This is a genomic window from Azospirillum oryzae (assembly GCF_008364795.1).
GTDB classification, from domain to species: Bacteria; Pseudomonadota; Alphaproteobacteria; order Azospirillales; family Azospirillaceae; genus Azospirillum; species Azospirillum oryzae.
The window spans coordinates 195,784-212,502 of the sequence record NZ_VTTM01000005.1 but is presented as its reverse complement, the minus strand read 5'-3'; the positions used below and the strand labels follow the sequence as shown (position 1 = coordinate 212,502).

The 16,719-nt window shown below is 64.8% G+C and carries 15 protein-coding genes; 9 read left to right on the top strand and 6 right to left on the bottom strand.

Annotated elements, in window-relative coordinates; genetic code table 11:
• Nucleotides 1-72: 72 nt before the first annotated feature.
• Together FZ938_RS16375 and FZ938_RS16370 are read right to left on the bottom strand one after the other, a co-directional pair.
• Nucleotides 73-1,449 (bottom strand): nicotinate phosphoribosyltransferase, encoded by a 1,377-nt coding sequence (locus FZ938_RS16375; RefSeq protein WP_149199552.1) that lies wholly within the window; start codon nt 1,447-1,449, stop codon nt 73-75.
• 123 nt (nt 1,450-1,572) lie between these two features.
• Nucleotides 1,573-2,130 carry an Hsp20/alpha crystallin family protein gene (locus tag FZ938_RS16370; RefSeq protein ID WP_149199551.1) on the bottom strand — a complete coding sequence of 186 codons (558 nt, stop codon included), beginning with the start codon at nt 2,128-2,130 and terminating at the stop codon, nt 1,573-1,575.
• A gap of 488 nt (nt 2,131-2,618) precedes the next feature.
• On the opposite strand from FZ938_RS16370, the gene FZ938_RS16360 reads away from it, so the two are divergent.
• The 3 genes from FZ938_RS16360 to FZ938_RS16350 all read left to right on the top strand — a co-directional run bounded on the left by FZ938_RS16360 (nt 2,619) and on the right by FZ938_RS16350 (nt 4,289).
• Nucleotides 2,619-3,080, top strand: a complete 462-nt coding sequence (locus tag FZ938_RS16360; RefSeq protein ID WP_174757477.1) for a phasin family protein — start codon at nt 2,619-2,621, stop codon at nt 3,078-3,080.
• Nucleotides 3,081-3,113: 33 nt separating this feature from the next.
• On the top strand, nt 3,114-3,824 hold the full coding sequence (locus FZ938_RS16355) for a phosphoribosyltransferase (protein ID WP_246458121.1): 711 nt from the start codon (nt 3,114-3,116) through the stop codon (nt 3,822-3,824).
• A gap of 153 nt (nt 3,825-3,977) precedes the next feature.
• The gene (locus tag FZ938_RS16350; protein WP_149199548.1) at nt 3,978-4,289 is read left to right on the top strand and encodes a GYD domain-containing protein; all 312 of its coding nucleotides are present in this window, start codon (nt 3,978-3,980) and stop codon (nt 4,287-4,289) included.
• A 2-nt stretch (nt 4,290-4,291) separates the two neighbouring features.
• Here the strand turns inward: FZ938_RS16350 and FZ938_RS16345 are convergent, their stop codons facing one another.
• The 3 genes from FZ938_RS16345 to FZ938_RS16335 are packed head-to-tail and all read right to left on the bottom strand — an operon-like array spanning nt 4,292 to nt 7,270.
• Nucleotides 4,292-5,341, bottom strand: coding sequence for a hypothetical protein (locus FZ938_RS16345; protein WP_149199547.1), 1,050 nt, complete (start codon nt 5,339-5,341; stop codon nt 4,292-4,294).
• Nucleotides 5,342-5,363: 22 nt separating this feature from the next.
• Nucleotides 5,364-6,344 (bottom strand): ribose-phosphate diphosphokinase, encoded by a 981-nt coding sequence (locus tag FZ938_RS16340; protein WP_149199546.1) that lies wholly within the window; start codon nt 6,342-6,344, stop codon nt 5,364-5,366.
• Between the two features lie 38 nt (nt 6,345-6,382).
• Nucleotides 6,383-7,270, bottom strand: a complete 888-nt coding sequence (locus FZ938_RS16335; RefSeq protein WP_149199545.1) for a universal stress protein — start codon at nt 7,268-7,270, stop codon at nt 6,383-6,385.
• A gap of 192 nt (nt 7,271-7,462) precedes the next feature.
• Between FZ938_RS16335 and FZ938_RS16330 the strand changes: the two genes are divergently transcribed.
• The 4 genes from FZ938_RS16330 to FZ938_RS16315 all read left to right on the top strand — a co-directional run bounded on the left by FZ938_RS16330 (nt 7,463) and on the right by FZ938_RS16315 (nt 12,045).
• On the top strand, nt 7,463-7,984 hold the full coding sequence (locus FZ938_RS16330) for a BCAM0308 family protein (protein ID WP_149199544.1): 522 nt from the start codon (nt 7,463-7,465) through the stop codon (nt 7,982-7,984).
• Nucleotides 7,985-8,366: 382 nt separating this feature from the next.
• Nucleotides 8,367-8,960: an HPF/RaiA family ribosome-associated protein gene (locus tag FZ938_RS16325; protein WP_149199543.1), complete on the top strand. Its 594-nt coding sequence runs from the start codon at nt 8,367-8,369 to the stop codon at nt 8,958-8,960.
• An 86-nt stretch (nt 8,961-9,046) separates the two neighbouring features.
• Nucleotides 9,047-11,470 (top strand): phosphoenolpyruvate synthase, encoded by a 2,424-nt coding sequence (ppsA, locus tag FZ938_RS16320; RefSeq protein WP_149199542.1) that lies wholly within the window; start codon nt 9,047-9,049, stop codon nt 11,468-11,470.
• Nucleotides 11,467-12,045, top strand: a complete 579-nt coding sequence (locus tag FZ938_RS16315) for an NAD(P)H-dependent oxidoreductase (protein ID WP_149199541.1) — start codon at nt 11,467-11,469, stop codon at nt 12,043-12,045. Before ppsA ends, FZ938_RS16315 begins: the two co-directional genes overlap by 4 nt.
• 89 nt (nt 12,046-12,134) lie before the next feature.
• Here the strand turns inward: FZ938_RS16315 and FZ938_RS16310 are convergent, their stop codons facing one another.
• Nucleotides 12,135-12,605 carry a DUF3775 domain-containing protein gene (locus tag FZ938_RS16310; RefSeq protein ID WP_149199540.1) on the bottom strand — a complete coding sequence of 157 codons (471 nt, stop codon included), beginning with the start codon at nt 12,603-12,605 and terminating at the stop codon, nt 12,135-12,137.
• A gap of 190 nt (nt 12,606-12,795) precedes the next feature.
• Between FZ938_RS16310 and ftsH the strand changes: the two genes are divergently transcribed.
• Together ftsH and FZ938_RS16300 are read left to right on the top strand one after the other, a co-directional pair.
• Nucleotides 12,796-14,730, top strand: a complete 1,935-nt coding sequence (ftsH, locus tag FZ938_RS16305) for an ATP-dependent zinc metalloprotease FtsH (protein WP_149199539.1) — start codon at nt 12,796-12,798, stop codon at nt 14,728-14,730.
• 132 nt (nt 14,731-14,862) lie between these two features.
• The gene (locus tag FZ938_RS16300) at nt 14,863-16,584 is read left to right on the top strand and encodes a long-chain-fatty-acid--CoA ligase (protein WP_149199538.1); all 1,722 of its coding nucleotides are present in this window, start codon (nt 14,863-14,865) and stop codon (nt 16,582-16,584) included.
• The last annotated feature ends 135 nt before the right edge of the window (nt 16,585-16,719 follow it).

Here is a 16,719-nt window from a genome sequence, read left to right as displayed (position 1 = left end):
CAGGTTACGCCCGCGTCCCATGGCTGGGTTTAACCCAGGTTAGGAGCCGCCCGGAAATTCGATGTCCTGCCGTTATGGATGGTCCGGTCGGACCTGACCAATGCTGTCAGCCTGCTCGGCGAGCGCCTCGAGTTCGGGCGAAATGCCGGTTTCAATGGTTGCATGATGCTTCAGGTCGCGCACCGGCTCCGGCAGGCTCGCCAATTCAGCCGCAGCGTGGGAGCGGATCGCGGTCAGGTCCGGTAGGGGCCCGACACGGCGCCCGTTCCGCATAACCGGGATCAGCAGCGGACGTCCCGGCTCCTGCGCTTCGGCGACGGACAGCAGGTCCGTCCGGATCCGGCCGCCGGCATCGTAGCTGCGGAAAACCTGTTTACGCCCTGGCCATGTCGCTTTGCCGGGCGAGCGCTTGCGCCGAGGAAACCCGGCATACTCGACCAGTTTGTAGGCGCAATCGAGCGCAGGCGCGTCGCTGGAAGTGGTCAGGTTGGTGCCGATACCGAAGCTGTCGATTGGCGCATTCGCGGTCAGAAGCGACCCGAGCACATGCTCGTCCAATCCGCCGCTCGCCACGATGTGCGTCCCGCTCAATCCACCGGCATCGAGGATGGCACGCACCCGTTGCGACTGCGCTGCGAGATCGCCACTGTCCAGCCTGACAGCGGACGGATGGATCCCTTGGACCGCCAGCTTGCCTGCCAGGGACACCACAGTCCCGGCTGCCGCCTCGGTGTCGTAGGTGTCGAGGAGCAGGGTCAGGTTCCGTGGACGTGAACGGGCGAAGTTGATGAATGCCTCGGCTTCCTGCCGATGGGCCTGCACGAAGGAATGCGCCATCGTCCCGACGATCGGAATGCCAAAACGCCGGCCGGCCAAAGCGGTTGCCGTTCCGGCGAAGCCCGCGATGTATGCGGCTCGTGCAGCCAGGAGCCCGGCTTCAGCGCCGTGTGCCCGGCGCAGACCGAAGTCGAACAGCGGGCGGCCGTCCGCCGCCAACACCAGCCTTGCGGCCTTTGAGGCGATGACGGTCTGAAGATGGATCAGGTTGATCAGGCGCGTTTCCATCATCTGCGCTTCCGGCAGGCTGGCCGTCACGCGCAGGATCGGTTCATGGGCGAAAAAGGCCGTCCCTTCAGGGAGCGCGTCCACATCCCCGGAGAAGCGGAAGTCCCGAAGATATTCGACGGTCCGGTTCGATATTTGGGCATGGTCGCGCAGCCACGCCAGATCGTCCGGAGCAAATCTGGCTGTCTCCAGGAAGGCAACCGCCTGTTCGAGACCGGCTGCGATCAGAAAATTCCTTTGGTCCGGCAGGGTGCGGACGAACAACTCGAATGATGCAGTGCCGTTCATTCCGTGGTCGAGGTAGGCGTCGACCATGGCGACCTCGTAGAGGTCCGTGAGCAGAAGATTGTCGCCATCGCCCGCCGGACCGGGATGGATTTTCATGGCCGCCTCCCGCCCAAATGCTATGCGCCGGCTGCTATGTCGGGCTGCGACATAGCAGCCGGCGGCCTGCCTGCCCATCGGCGATGCCGTCTTTTCCGCGGCTTTTTCAGCGGCGCCGGGAACTCAGACCTTGGCGATCTCGATGGTGCGCCTGGTCGGCTTGCTCGGCTCGGACTTCGGCAGCACGATGGTGAGCACGCCGTTCTTCATGCTGGCCGTGATCGCGTCCGCCTTCACATTGGCAGGCAGCCGGAAGGTGCGGGCGCACAGTCCATAGCGGCGCTCCGAGAAATAGCGGTTCTTGTCCTTTTCTTCCGTCTCCTCCTTCTTCTCGGCCTTGACGGTCAGGATATCGTCCTGGATGGAAATCTCGGCATCCTTCTCGTCCATGCCGGGGATTTCCAGGGTGACGCGGTATTCGGTCTCCCGTTCATCCACTTCCGCCGGGGGCACGATCGCCTCCAGATCGGCGTCGCTGCGCAACAGCGGCTCCATGCCGAATACCGGGCGGCGGCTCCACGGGAAGCGCATCATCGACGACGCCTCGTCGAACAGTCGGTCGAATTCGTCGCGCAGGGCGAAAAGCGGGTGGCGATTGCGCTCCGCCACTTCCTTGGCCGCCAGGCCGGTGGTCTTGAGGTCCTTCGGCTTTTCGCCGGTGCCCGTTTCAGTCATAGTCATGGCATCCTCCTGGATTATCCTTGGGATTACCCTTGTGACGCGATGGTTTTTAGCACCCGGCGGGGCCGGCCGACTTTATCTGGATTAAGGCTGGCCGTTGTTTCGTCGGAGAATGCGCTCGATGCCGCGCTTCGGCGGCCCCGAACAACGGCCGTGTTGGCGGCCGGTTGTACCCGTATCGCCTGTGGCGGCGGTCCACCTCGGTCTGAGCCAACCCGATGCTCGTGATACCCAGCTCCGTCAGGACCGCAGAGATTGGCTTTATCCAGATCTCGTCCGTGATCCTGTCCTCCTGAACCCTTATCCGCCGAAGGCTGCGCCGATCAGCCAATTCGGATTCGAAATGTCCAAAGAAGTATTCCCGTCCGAATGCGCCATGTTGTTCTTAACGTGGATTAAGGGCCGAGAAAAAGATTCTCTTCTAAATCCCGCGATGCCCAGCCTGGGCTGGCCGGCGGCAAATGCCGGGCACAAGAGGAGGAGTATCGATGCGGCGCCAACCAATCGACACACCGGCGTTCCCCCAATTGGAAGGCGCATTTCCAATATGGAGCGCCAACACACTGCTGCAAAACAACTTTCTGGAACGGACCGAGGCAATCTTGCGCATGCAGTCGAACCTGTTCGGCGGTTTTGAGGCCATGAGCCGCAACTGGCTGGAACATCGCCAGGACGATCTCCAATCGGCATTGTCCACCGTGGAGCGGATGGGGACGGTGGAAGATGCGGCGGAACGATCCTCTCTCTGGAACGACTGGATGGCCGACCGCCTGAAACGCTGGTCGGATGAGGCGACCGCGGTGATGGAGCAGGCGCAGGGCATGTCCCGCGCCATTGCCGAACAGGCCTCCGCCAGCGCATCACAGGACCGGCCTTTCCATCCGAGGGAACGGCGCTTTCGGAATGCAGAGGGCCGGCGCGAAGGCAAGCCCGCGGATGCGCGCGGCTGAAGCCGCTGTCCTGAAGAAGCACCGGGAGGGGACATGGGCCATTGGCCAGCGATGGAAGGGGGAGACGGGATCACGGCCCTTTTCAGGGATCGGGCCGATGCCGGCAAGCGGCTGGCAGACAAGCTGTCGCCCTTGCGGGATCAGGCGCCCGTTGTCCTGGCCCTCCCGCGCGGCGGTGTTGCGGTGGCGGTGGAGATCGCAAGGAGGCTTCACGCCCCGCTCGGGCTCGTTCTGGTCCGCAAACTGGGTGCTCCGTACCAGCCGGAGCTGGCGATCGGTGCGATTGCCAGTTGTGGGGCAGGAGGGAACGCGGCGATCGAAACGGTGATCAATGCCAACGTCGGCCTGCCTTTATCCGATTCATGGCTCGAAGAGGAAACACATCGTCAACTCAAGGAATTGGAGCGACGCCGCACCACTTATCTCGCAGGTCGGCGTCAGCCTTCCATAGCCGGCCGTACCGTCATCCTGGTCGATGATGGCATTGCTACCGGCGCCACCATGCTCGCCGCTCTTCGGGCGGTGCGAAAGGAGGGGCCAAAGGCGCTTGTGTTGGCAATTCCGGTGGCGCCGGCGGACAGCCTGGCTGCATTCACCGAAACAGCCGACTCAATCATCTGTCTGGAAACTCCTGCCTTTTTCATGTCCATCGGAACTTTCTACCGCGACTTCCGCCAACTGGATGACTCCGACGTGATCGATCTCCTCGACGCCGCCGGACAGGGAACGACCGGGTTTCCGTGATCCGGTGCCGGTGAATTTGAGCAATCTCTTGATCTCGGTTAACGAGGATCGCTCCCCTGGCGTCCATTATGAAAGCTGAAGAATAGTCATGAACGCAGCTCGGCTGTCCGGCTGACCTTCCAGCCTGCGGCCACGAGTATGGAGAGGCACGCCATGGCCACATTCATCATGCTGACACGGCTTATCCAGGGGACGAAAGCTCCACCGAAATCCACCGACAAGGTCCGGCAGCACCTCGCCGAACAGATCGGCCAGAACTGCCCAGATGTCGAATGGCGAAGCAGCTTTGCCGTTCTTGGTCCCTACGACTTCCTCGATATCTTCACCGCCCCAGGGATTGACGCGGCAATGAGGGTGGCGACCACCGTCCGTGCCTCCGGTTACGCCCACACCGAAATCTGGGGGGCAAGCGAGTTGCATCCCATCGACGCCGCTGTTCGGACCTCCGATCCTCTGGCCGAATAGGGTCAATGTTTCTCGATGCATGAGAGATATTGATCGATGCGTTCCAGCCACCGTCCACGTTGGGCGGCAGTGGCGTCGGCCAGCCGGTGTGCGGCCAGCCGGATGCGGATGCAAGCGCGGACACTGCGATAGAAGGCGACCAGATGAGGATCGGCCCTGTCCCCGCTCCGCGCCTCGTAAATCCTCAGAAGATGGTTGGCGATCCACCCTTCTCCCAGGCGATCGCATTCAAGGCCGAGATAGGAAAGCTCATCAACGGGATCGAGCAGCCGGAGTGCCCGGTCGAATTCAAGGCAGTCGATGATCTGAAGGGGAGCAGTAAAAAAGATGTGTTCTGGGCGAAGGTCGCCATGGGCTTCGATGATCCACCGACCTTCCGCCCGCTTCCGCAACAGACCGCGTTGTGTTTTCAGGAACCCTCGTTGCCAGATCGCTGCCTTGTTCGCCCGGTAAGCCATTTCTTTGGGGAGTGTGGTTCTGGCCGTGACCTGGTTCTTCTCAACATCCTGCGCAAATCGGCCTACGTACCTGTCGCCTGCCATCGGAACGGATCGACTGAAGCGGTAAAATCTCGATAGCGTAATCCCGAGATTGCGGACGTCGCTTGTCTGCAAGGCGTTGGAGCCGATCAATTCGTCCATCCGTCGCTCGGTCGGAAGGCGCTGCATCCAAACCACCCAATCGACGACACGATCTGTGGGCCCAGGCCGCTCGCACAAGCTGAGGTCACCATCCGGCCGAAGGGCAAGGCAAAGGGCGGAATGATAAACCATCGCACTCAGTCGACGGTTCAACCGTATTTCGGTCAGACAATTTGCGTGGCGCAACGCCACCGTCGACAGGTTCACTTCGGGAAGTCGTCGGGGTTTCTTCAGTTTGTATGCATGTCGCTCGGTCAGGAAGACCCACGAAAGACGGGTTTCGATCGCTTGGACCTGGCTGGGGCGATCGAAATAAGCATCCGGTCTCTGTAAGAACTCCACCTTCAATTCGAGCGGAAAGTCTTGGTCCGCCGGCATTCGATCCGCGCGCTGTATCGGATGGTCATCCACTTCGGGCGATCCGCCATCTGTTCTAAAGAAGATCGCTCAACGAACCGCCGGCATGCATGCGGGCGATCGCCTCTGCGAACAGCGGCGCGGTGTCCAGCACCGTGAGTCTTCGAACCGATATGTCGCCCTCCAACCGCCAGGGCGGTACGGTGTCGGTCACCACGACGCTGTCGAAGGCCGGCGACTGCAGCATGTCGACGGCACCCGGCGCGAACACGCCGTGGGTTGCCAGTGCCACCACCGAAAGGGCTCCCGCCGTCCGGCATGCTTCGGCGGCCCGCAGCATGGTGGTTCCCGTCGCAACGAGATCGTCGAGAATCAGCACTCTGCAGCCGGCCACGTTGCCGACCAGCTGTCCGCCGCCGACAACTCCGGCACTGCGGGTCTTCTCCATGAAGGCCAGACCGACCGGCCGGGCAAGGCTGTGTTCCAGCGTTTCGTGAAGCTGTTCGACCCTCTTCATGCCTCCGACATCGGGGGAAAGCAGGACAATCGGGTCATTCCCTGCCGTCGCCTTGACGTGATCGGCAAAAAGGGGGCGTGCCAGAAGATGCTCGGTCCGGCAGCGGAAAGCATTCTCGAACGCGGCCTGATTGTGCACGTCCATCGTGACGACCCGGTCGACACCGGCCGCCTCGAACAGGATCGCCAGCTGGCGCGTTGCCACAGGATCGCGGGATTTCGTGCGGCGGTCCTTGCGGCTGTAGGCCAGATAGGGGGCCACCACCGTCACCCGGCGCGCGGACGAATCCTTCAGGGCGCCCGTGAAAAGCAGGAGCCGCCAGAGCTTGTCATGCACGCTGTCATGAGCATCGCCCAGCAGGGACTGGACAACGAACACGTCGCGGTCCCTGACGCTGATCAAGGGGCGAAGCTTCATTTCGCCATCCTCGAAGCGTCTCTCCTCATGGGGGGAAATCGGAATTTCCAGATGAGTGGCGATCCGGCGGCCATGCCGCCAATGCGGGTCCAGATCGAACAGCAGCATTCCATCGTGCGTCATCGATGCCTCCCAAGCCGGACTATCAGTGGCTGGCTGTCTCAGTGTGCCATCAGGACCGAGCATCCGAGAGTGGTCCCCAGCACATGGCGGGTTGCGCCGCCCAGGACCATTTCCCGGAATCTGCTGTGTCCGTAGCCACCCATGACCAGAAGACCCGCGCCGATCTCCTTCGCCCTTCCCGTCAGCAACTCGCCGGTCGGGCGGCCATCCTTGTGCAGGACGTCGACTGCCACGGAGATGCCGTGCCAGGCCAGATGGTCGGAAAGGCATGTGATCATCGGCGCCGTCGGACCTTTGACCTCATCGCCTCCGTCCACCGTCAGTATCGTGGCATTCCGCGCCCGCCGCAGGAGCGGCATGGCCCCGGCGATCGCCCTTGCCGCTTGTCGGCTGCCGTTCCAGGCGATTGCAATCGATGAAAGTGCCTCTCCATCCATGCCTGGTGCCGCCAGCAGCATCGGCTGACTGGTTTCGAACAAAGCCGTCTCCAGCCGCAGGACATTGGCTGGTGCATCGAATGGCTGTGCGAACAGGAGGAGGTCGGCACAGCGCCCACGCTGAGTGAGAATATCCTCCGGCTGGCCAACCATTTCGCGCCATGTTGCTGTGATGGAACCGGACGCGATGGCGGTATCGGCGTCAGGATAGCCGATGCTGTGAATGCCGGCGGCCGCAACGGCGGTGTCGAAGCTGTGCCTTGCGTGCGATGCCCGTTCCTGGTCCGCCTGCTCCGCCTCCCGGATCAGGCGCTCCAGCATGTCGGATGAGAAACCCTCGGTAACCGGTGGAATGGCCACCCGCGGGTCGGGCCGAACGTGGAAGGCGTCAACATGCCCATTGAACAGCTTGGCGAGGGTAAAGGCGGCGTTCAGCGCCCGTTCGTCGGCGGCGGCACCATCGAGCAGGACAAGAATATGCTTGATCATGAACCATCTCCTACAGAGGAGGATAGGTTCCGTACCGTCGCGCCAAAAATCGCAGCCCACCTTGATCCAGGTTAACCTGATCGACCCCAACAGTGAATCTTCAGTCAAACGCAAACGGGTTTATCCAGGTTAAGGCGGCGTTTTGCCTGGGCGCGACTATACCGCTTTCCGCTCACCGGGGAGGACGTGGCCATGGGACAAAAGCCTCAGAACAGCCGCTCGGTCATCGATGACCGCCTGCAACCGGAACGGCGAGACCGGCTGATCCAGGAGAAGGAGCACGACCCCTACAAGTCGGACCTCAAACCCGCCGATCCCAGCGTCTGTTCACGCTGCCACGCCGTCTACGAGGACGGCTGCTGGCGGTGGGGCGCAAGGCCGGCCGACGCGACGGAGACCGTCTGCCAGGCCTGCCAGCGCATCGAGGAGCGGACCCCGGCCGGCATCCTGTCGATGAGCGGCGCGTTCGTCCAAGCCCATCGTGCCGAGATCGTGGCGCAGGTCCGCCATCAGGAGAAGGTCGAGACCGCCGAGCATCCGCTCAACAGGATCATGGACATCCACGACACCGCCGACGGGATCAACGTGACGACCACGGATCTTCACTTGCCCCGGCGTATCGCCGAAGCGCTCGATCGCCATCACCAGGGTGAAGTGACGTGGAAGTACGCCGAAGGCGAGTGCTTCCTCAGGGTGAATTGGCACGCCGATTGAGAAGCGGACCGGATGGGAGGGCAGTTGCAGGGAGCGGGGTTTCACAGGCGATGCGGACCAGGTGGCGTGGGCCGGTCTTGCCTGCGGGTTCCATGGCGACTCTCTCCCGGATGGTTGGCTGCGGGATTGTCGGCTCGGATCATTGGACCGCAAGACTTCGGGGCGCCGCTTGATCCAGGTTAACGCCGGGACTCCTGGAGCGGCCACAATGGGAGCCGCCACAATGGCTGCCGGCGCGCTGTGCAGCCCTGGTGGCTGGACTGCTCGTTACCGTCGAGGTGATGGTCGTGGAACGTGCCGCTCGCCGGCACACCCTGGTGGACGCCGAACTCGAGGGCGGGTGTACGGCCGCTGACAGGCGGCAACCGACAGGAGGAATGCCATGGAATTCCCTGTGCAGATCACCTTCGACAATCTGGAGCCGTCGCCCGCCCTGGAGACGGTCGTGCGGGAACACGCCGCCAAGCTGGAGCGGTTCTTCGACCACATCATGGCGTGCCATGTGACCATCGACGCGCCGCACCGGCACCAGCACCAGGGCAAGCTCTACGCGGTCCGGATCGACCTGACCGTGCCGGGAGAAAAGCTTGCCGTGCGTCACGCCAAGCCCGAGGACCACGCTCACGAAAATCCAAGAGTCGCCGTGCGCGATGCGTTCGACGCGGCCCGCCGGGAGTTGGAGGACTACGCGCGCCGCCGCCGGCTGGACGTGAAGACTCATGAGGTTCCCTTGCACGGCCGCGTGGTCCGCCTGTTTGCCGGAGACGGCTACGGTTTCATCGAAATGACGGATGGGCAGGAGGTCTATTTCCACCGCAACAGCGTGGCCGACGGGTCCTTCGACGCCCTGAAGGTTGACCAGGAGGTCCGCCTGAGCATCGCCGAGAAGGAAAGCGCTCACGGCCCGCAGGCGACCACGGTCACGCCGGTCGGCAAGCATCATGTCGTCGGCCAGGGAGCCGTCCCGGGGCCGTGACCCGTCACGCTCCCGGTCACGACCTCTGGCCACGCCGCCCGGCCATGTTGCGCCGATGGACGAAGGCTGGAACAAGGACGCCGGACATGCCGGACACCACATACATCCGTTGGTTCTCCGACCTCGGCCGCGACGACGTGGCCCTGGTGGGCGGCAAGAACGCCTCCCTCGGTGAGCTGTACCGGCACCTGAAGCCGCTGGGGGTCGAGGTGCCGGACGGCTTCGCCCTGACCGCGGCAGCCTTTCGCGACGCGCTGACCGCGGCCAAGGCGTGGGAGGATCTCCACGCGCTGCTCGACGGGCTGGACAAGAACGACATGGTCCGGCTTGCCCGCGCCGGGTCCAGTGCGCGCGACATCGTCTACTCGGCCGGCCTGACGGCGGCGATGGAGGCGCAACTGCGCACGGCTTTCCGCGCCCTGCTGGTCGAGTACGGGGAGGGCCTGACCGTCGCGGTGCGCAGTTCCGCCACCGCGGAGGACCTGCCGACCGCCAGCTTCGCCGGGCAGCACGAGACCTATCTGAACGTGTCCGGGGAGGCGATGCTGCTCGACGCGGTGCGGCGGTGCCACGCCTCGCTGTTCACCGACCGCGCCATCTCCTACCGGATCGACCAGGGCTTCGACCACTTCAAGGTCGCGCTGTCGGTCGGGGTGCAGAAAATGGTGCGCTCCGACCTCGCCTCGGCCGGGGTGATGTTCACGCTGGATACGGAATCGGGATTCCGCGACGCCGTGTTCATCACCGGCGCCTATGGGCTTGGGGAAACGGTCGTCCAGGGGACGGTCGATCCCGACGAGTTCTATGTGCACAAGGCGACCTTCCGGCAAGGCCACCGCGCGGTGCTGCAGCGGCGGCTGGGCGAGAAGCAGGTGAAGATGGTTTACCGGCCGGGCCGCACGCGCGAGCCGACGCGGACCGTCCCCACTCCCGACGCCGACCGGGAGCGCTTCTGCCTGACCGACGAGGAGGTGCTGCGGCTCGCCGGATACGCCATCCGGATCGAGGAGCATTACGGCCAGCCCATGGACATCGAATGGGCCAAGGACGGACTGGACGGCGGCCTCTACATCGTCCAGGCACGGCCGGAGACGGTCGCCTCGCAGCGGGCGGCGCTGGAACTGGAGAGCTTCGTTTCGGAGGCGAAGGGGACCGTGCTCGCGTCGGGACGCGCGGTGGGCGGACGCATGGCCACCGGGCCGGTGCGCGTGGTGACCGACGCCCACCATCTGTCAGCCTTCCGTCCGGGCGAGGTTCTGGTGGCCGATACCACGACGCCGGATTGGGAGCCGGTGATGAAGACGGCCGCCGCCATCGTCACCAACCGGGGTGGCCGGACCTGCCATGCCGCCATCGTCGCCCGCGAACTGGGCATTCCAGCCGTGGTCGGAGCCGAACGCGCGACGGAGGCCCTGCGCGAGGGGCAGACGGTGACCGTCTCCTGCGCGGAGGGTGAAACCGGCAAGGTGTATGACGGCGCCGTGCCGTTCCGGGTGGAGCGCCTGGATCTTGGCCGGCTGCCGCGGCCGCAGACGCGCATCATGGTGAACCTCGGCAATCCCGATCTGGCTTTCCAGACCGGCCGGCTGCCGGTCGACGGTGTCGGGCTGGCGCGCATGGAGTTCATCGTCAACGAGGCGATCAAGGTCCATCCGATGGCGCTCGTCCACCCGGAGCGTGTCGAGGACGCCGACGTGCGGGCCCGCATCGCCCGCCTGACCCGCAACCACCCGGACGGCAGCGCCTATTTCGTGGAGCGCCTGTCGGAGGGGATCGGCACCATCGCGGCGGCTTTCTTCCCGCGTCCGGTGATCGTCCGGCTGTCCGATTTCAAGACGAACGAATACGCTTCCCTGCTCGGCGGGAGATGGTTCGAGCCGGTCGAGGAGAATCCGATGCTGGGCTTCCGGGGGGCTGCGCGCTACGCCCACCCGGCATACGAGGAGGGCTTTGCGCTGGAATGCCGGGCGCTTGCCCGCGTGCGTGGCGAGATGGGGCTGACCAACGTGAAGGTGATGGTGCCCTTCTGCCGCCGTCTGGAGGAAGCCGACCGGGTGATCGCCGCCATGGCGCGCCACGGGCTGGAGCGCGGGCGTGACGGCCTCGAGGTCTACGTGATGTGTGAAATCCCCAACAACGTGCTGCTGGTGGATGAGTTCGCCCAAAGGTTCGACGGCTTCTCCATCGGGTCGAACGACCTGACGCAACTCACGCTCGGGGTGGATCGTGACAGCCCGCTGGTCGCCTTCGATTTCGACGAGCGCGATCCCGGCGTGCTGGCTTTCCTGCGCCAGGCCGTGGAGGGCGCGCGGCGCAATGGCCGGCCTTGCGGCATCTGCGGACAGGCGCCCTCGGACTATCCGGAGATCGCCGAGTTCCTGGTCCGCCTCGGCATCGACTCCATCAGCCTGACGCCGGACAGCGTGCTCGGGACGCTGCGCGCGGTCGTGGAGCTGGAACGGAAACTCGGCCGCGCGCCGCGCGAGCCCGGAACGGGAGGATTGTCATGAAGCACGTCGTCATTTTCGCGCATCCGCGCTCCGGCAGCTTCATCCGGCAGGCGGTGGGCGCCTATGTGGACGAGTTGGAGCAATGCGGGCACGCGGTCACCGTGCGCGACCTCTACGCCATGGGCTTCAACCCGGTCCTCTCGGAGGAGGAACTGGCCGGCGAGGGTGCCGTACCCGAAGACATCCAGCGCGAGCAGGACCTCATTACGGCGTCCCAGGCGGTTTCCTTCGTGTTTCCGATCTGGTGGGCCGGCATGCCGGCGATGCTGAAAGGCTATGTGGACCGTGTCTTCAGTTACGGATTTGCCTGGGAAATGCGGGGCGAGGAGGTCGAGGGCAAACTGCATGGGCGCAAGGGGCTGATCGTCACAAGTTCCGGCGCCCCGATGGCATTTCTGGAAGCGACCGGTGAGAGGCAGGCCTTCACGGTGACGCAGGACGTTGCGATCATGGGCCTATGCGGCATCAGGGTGGTCGAGCATCTGCATTTCGACGATCTGGGGCCGCACACCACGCCCGCGCAGGTCGACGACGACATCCGCCGCATCCGCGCGGCCGTACGCGACCATTTCTGAGTGGGGCTTGCGGCTCGGCCCCGCCTTGGCCCCACCGGACCGGGACGGATGCCGAAGCCGTGTCTCAACCATTCCGCCGCCGATCCGGTCTAAAGCCGGTCGATTTCGAATTCCTCGCAGGAATAGCCGAGCTGGGCGGCCCCCTCCTCCAGGCAGTCTCCCAGGTTGGGGATGCCGATGAGGTAATCCGCGGAACGGGCCGTATGGCGTTCCCGGGCCAGCGCCTGCGCCTCTGCCCATTCGTCCGCTGAGAAATCGCCGCGGCCCAGCCAGACCAGCGCGATCACATCGACCACCTCGTCGTCGTCGAGGCCGTCGATGGCGTCCTTCAGTTCCGCCAGGGTCGGATCGTCGGCGTAATCCTCCAGCACCGCCCGCATGCCGTCGTCGCTTGGGTTGGAGCCCTCATCCAGATCGGACGGTTCCACCTTGGCGTCGAATTCCCGGGCCTTGACGATCAGAAAGCACAGCTTTTGCAATCCGATGTTCAGCTCGATCACCGGTTCGACGGACGGGGGCTCGACGGACGGGACTGGTTGGGGAGGAGCAGGTTTGGCCATGGCGGTCCGGACTCCTGTGGCGGACTCCCTGAACGGCATCCGTGCATCCGCATCGGGAGAATGCCGCCATTGATCCACGGCTTCACGATGCCGGCCTTAACCTGAGTAAAGGACAGGAAGCGGACTCCGCTGCAGCCTTCAGGGTATCGGGCAAGGCATACGGGCGGCTCCGACCGCAGCGGGAGGTGTCATGGACGACAGGAAGGACAGCGACCGCGGCGCCGACCTGCTGTTGTGGCTTTCCCTTGCCTTGTCGATCGGGGTCGGGCTGTTCCTGCTGTGGGCGCTCCCCGGCGTTCATCAAGCGCAAACGATACCCTACAGCCAGTTCCAGGATCTGCTGGATCGCGGCAAGATCGAGCAGGTCATGGTCGGCGAAACCACCCTGACCGGTACGCTGAGCGAACCTCTGCCCAACGGGTCGCGGACGTTCGAGACCGTCCGTGTCGCGCCCGACATCGCCCGCGACCTCTCGGCCCGTCACATCCCCTTCAGCGGCATCAGCGGGTCCGGCTGGGCATCGGGCATCGCCAGTTGGTTCGGTTGGCTCCTGATCCTGTTCGCCGTGTGGAGTCTGGCCGGGATGTCCGGCATGCGGGCGGGCGGAGGCCTGCTGTCGATCGGCCGCAGCAAGGCCAAGCTGTTCGCCGAGACCGATGTCTCCATCAGGTTCGACGATGTCGCCGGTGTCGACGAGGCGAAGGAGGAATTGCGGGAGGTCGTGGAGTTCCTGCAGAATCCGCAGGAGTTTTCGCGCCTGGGCGCCCATGTGCCCAAGGGGATTCTGCTGGTGGGTCCGCCTGGAACCGGCAAGACGCTGCTGGCCAGGGCCGTCGCCGGCGAAGCCAAGGTTCCCTTCATTTCGACCAACGGATCGGAATTCGTCGAGATGTTCGTCGGGGTCGGGGCGGCGAGGGTGCGGGACCTGTTCACGCTCGCACGGGCGCGAACGCCGGCCATCATCTTCATCGACGAACTCGACGCGCTCGGCCGTGCGCGCGGATCAATGCCGATGCTGGGCGGGCATGACGAGAAGGAACAGACGCTCAACCAGCTTCTGGCCGAACTGGACGGCTTCGACCCCAGCGCCGGGCTGGTTCTGCTGGCGGCGACCAACCGCCCGGAAATCCTCGATCCGGCCCTGCTCCGCGCGGGGCGGTTCGACCGGCAGATCCTGGTCGATCGGCCGGAAAAATCCGGACGCGCGCAAATCCTGGCGATCCACACCAGACGGGTCCCTCTCGACCGGGGCGTGGACCTTACCCATCTCGCGGCTCTGACCCCGGGCTTCACCGGCGCCGACCTCGCCAATCTGGTCAACGAGGCGGCGATGATCGCCACGAGGCGGGACGCCGACGCCGTGTCGACGGAGGATTTCGAGGCCGCCATCGAACGGATCGTCGCCGGATTGGAGAAGAAATCCCGCATTCTCAGCCTGCACGAACGATCCATCGTCGCCCATCACGAGATGGGACACGCCCTGGTCGCCATGGCGATTCCGGGCACCGATCCCGTCCAGAAGGTCTCGATCATCCCGCGCGGCATCGGGGCGCTCGGCTACACCATCCAGCGTCCCACGGAGGATCGCTTCCTGATGGGCCGCCACGAACTGGAAGACAAGATGACCGTCCTGATGGCCGGCCGGGCGGCGGAGCAGATCGTGTTCGGCGAGGTGTCGACGGGCGGAGCCGACGATCTGGCGAAGGTCACGGACATCGCCAGGGGCATGGTGATGCGGTACGGCATGGACGAAACGCTGGGGGCGGTCTGCTACGATACCGAACCGGGCCATCTTCTCGGTCAACCCCCGGGCGCCTTCTGGCAACCCCGGCATTACGGTGAAGCGTCGGCGAGCCGCATCGATGCGGCGGTCCGCACCCTGGTCGAGGCCGCCTCCTCAAGGGCCTCCAACATTCTGCGCAGGAACCACGCCGTGCTGGAGCAAGGGGCAAGAAGCCTGCTGGAGCGTGAAACCCTGACTGCGGACGAACTGCCGAAGCCGCTGCCTGAGTCGGAGGGCGGGGAGGAAGACCCTGATGGAGAAAGCAAACAGGGCGCGGAGACTCTGCCGGATGGGTCGAAGGCTTCTGCCAAACCCCCGCTGCGCATTCTCGGCACGCATTGAGATTTCGCGCCGGTCTGCATCATCCATCCTTCGGGGGATGGTGGCAGGGCAACGGCTTTAACCTGCATCAAGAGGCGATCCCGGCAGGTCCGATAGACTGTGTCCGGCACACCCGTGATCGGAACCGACGTCATGATCAGGTCCATCGCCGACGCCTCGGCGGGCGCGCAGGGGAGCACCTACCCCTGGGAGCGCAGCTATCCTCCCGGATTGGATTGGCGTCGCCCGCCGCCGGCACGGCCCCTGCCAGCACTGCTCGAGGAGGCTGCCGCGACCCACCGGGACCGGTCCTGCATGGATTTCCTCGGGAGGCGACATTCCTTCGGTGAAACCCTCGATCTGGTCGAAAGAACCGCCAAGGGGCTGCAGGGGCTGGGTGTCGGCGAGGGGACACGGGTCATGCTTCTGCTGCCCAACTGTCCCTATTTCGTCATCGCCTTCTATGCCATCCTCAAGGCCGGCGGGACGGTGGTGAACGCCAACCCGCTGAACGCCGAACTGGAGCTTGAGCGGCAGATCGCCGACTCCGCCGCCGAAATCCTGATCACGCTCGATCTGCCAAGGTTCCAGGCCACCCTGTCGGCGGTCGGATGGCCGGGCCGGCTGCGCCGGATCATCGTCGCGTCCCTGGCGGAAAGCCTGCCCTTCCCGAAGAACTGGCTGTATCCTCTGTTCCACCGGGGGGACGTCGCGGACTTTCCGGCAGACGGGCGCCATCTTTCCTTTTCCAGTCTGCTCGCCAACGACGGCCGCTGTGTTCCGGTCGCCATCGATCCGCAGCGTGCACCGGCCGTCATCCAATACACCGGCGGCACCACCGGACTGCCCAAGGGGACCGTCCTCACCCATGCCGGCCTCTGCGTGAATGCCTGCCAGTGCCGGGACTGGCTCACCGGAAGCGCCGCGGAACAGGAGCGCCTCCTTGCCGTGTTGCCGCTGTTCCATGTCTTCGGCATGACCGCGGTGATGAATTTCGGCATCGCGCTCGGCGCCGAGCTGGTGTTGCTGCCGCGCATCGACGTGCGGGAGATTCTCGCCACCATCCAGAGCAAACGCCCGACCATGATGACCGGCGTTCCCCGGCTTTTCCAGGCGCTGATCGACTGCCCCACCGCAGCCCTCCATGATCTCTCGTCGCTGCGGCTGTGCATCTCCGGCGGCGACAGCCTGCCGCCGCTGCTGCAGGAGCGCTTCCAGGCGATGACCGGCAGCAGGCTGGTCGAGGGGTACGGCCTGACGGAGGCATCCCCCGTCGTCACTTGCACCCCCTACGAAGGCGCCACCAAGCCGGGTTCGGCCGGGCTGCCCCTGCCGGGGACCATCGTCGAGATCGTATCCGTGGAAGACGGCACGACGCCGCAGCCGGTCGGCAGGGTCGGGGAGGTGTGTGTCAGGGGTCCTCAACTCATGGCCGGCTATTGGGGCGACGACGATGCGACCGCAACGGCGATGGCCGGCGGACACCTCCACACGGGCGACATCGGCTTTCTCGACCAGGACGGCTATCTCCACATCGTCGATCGGCTGAAGGATCTCATCATTGCTGGCGGGCAGCACGTGTATCCGCGCATGGTCGAAGCCGCGATCCGCGAACACCCGGCGGTGAGCGATGTCGCCGTCATCGGCGAACCCGATCCGGTGCGCGGCCAAATCGTCAAGGCATTCATCGTCGTGAAGCCCGGCGCCGGGCTGTCGTCGGGGGACCTGCACAGCTTTCTCGTTCCCCGCCTGTCCCGTTTCGAGCGGCCGTCGACGATCGAATTCCGATCGGCCCTACCAACGTCGATCATCGGCAAGATCCTGAAGCGCGATCTGCGCAGCGCGACCGAGCAGCCCAGGCCGCCCGACCTGTGAACCGGCATGGACCAAGGAACGCAGAGGTCGGCGATGTGCATCCCGACCTTACCGGGCGGCGTCCTCGCAGACACCGAGGACGCCGGCCAGCTCGCCATGCAGGTCGTCATCCAATCGCGCGCCGGCAGGGGAGCG

Bases quoted from the DNA above. Each gene is read 5' to 3' on its own strand.
- ftsH (WP_149199539.1), top strand. From the start codon at position 12,796: ATGGACGACAGGAAGGACAGCGACCGCGGCGCCGACCTGCTGTTGTGG.
- FZ938_RS16370 (WP_149199551.1), bottom strand. From the start codon at position 2,130: ATGACTATGACTGAAACGGGCACCGGCGAAAAGCCGAAGGACCTCAAG.
- FZ938_RS16350 (WP_149199548.1), top strand. From the start codon at position 3,978: ATGGCCACATTCATCATGCTGACACGGCTTATCCAGGGGACGAAAGCT.
- FZ938_RS16340 (WP_149199546.1), bottom strand. From the start codon at position 6,344: ATGACGCACGATGGAATGCTGCTGTTCGATCTGGACCCGCATTGGCGG.
- FZ938_RS16325 (WP_149199543.1), top strand. From the start codon at position 8,367: ATGGAATTCCCTGTGCAGATCACCTTCGACAATCTGGAGCCGTCGCCC.
- FZ938_RS16355 (WP_246458121.1), top strand. From the start codon at position 3,114: ATGGGCCATTGGCCAGCGATGGAAGGGGGAGACGGGATCACGGCCCTT.
- FZ938_RS16330 (WP_149199544.1), top strand. From the start codon at position 7,463: ATGGGACAAAAGCCTCAGAACAGCCGCTCGGTCATCGATGACCGCCTG.
- FZ938_RS16375 (WP_149199552.1), bottom strand. From the start codon at position 1,449: ATGAAAATCCATCCCGGTCCGGCGGGCGATGGCGACAATCTTCTGCTC.
- FZ938_RS16315 (WP_149199541.1), top strand. From the start codon at position 11,467: ATGAAGCACGTCGTCATTTTCGCGCATCCGCGCTCCGGCAGCTTCATC.
- FZ938_RS16360 (WP_174757477.1), top strand. From the start codon at position 2,619: ATGCGGCGCCAACCAATCGACACACCGGCGTTCCCCCAATTGGAAGGC.
- FZ938_RS16300 (WP_149199538.1), top strand. From the start codon at position 14,863: ATGATCAGGTCCATCGCCGACGCCTCGGCGGGCGCGCAGGGGAGCACC.
- FZ938_RS16335 (WP_149199545.1), bottom strand. From the start codon at position 7,270: ATGATCAAGCATATTCTTGTCCTGCTCGATGGTGCCGCCGCCGACGAA.
- FZ938_RS16310 (WP_149199540.1), bottom strand. From the start codon at position 12,605: ATGGCCAAACCTGCTCCTCCCCAACCAGTCCCGTCCGTCGAGCCCCCG.
- ppsA (WP_149199542.1), top strand. From the start codon at position 9,047: ATGCCGGACACCACATACATCCGTTGGTTCTCCGACCTCGGCCGCGAC.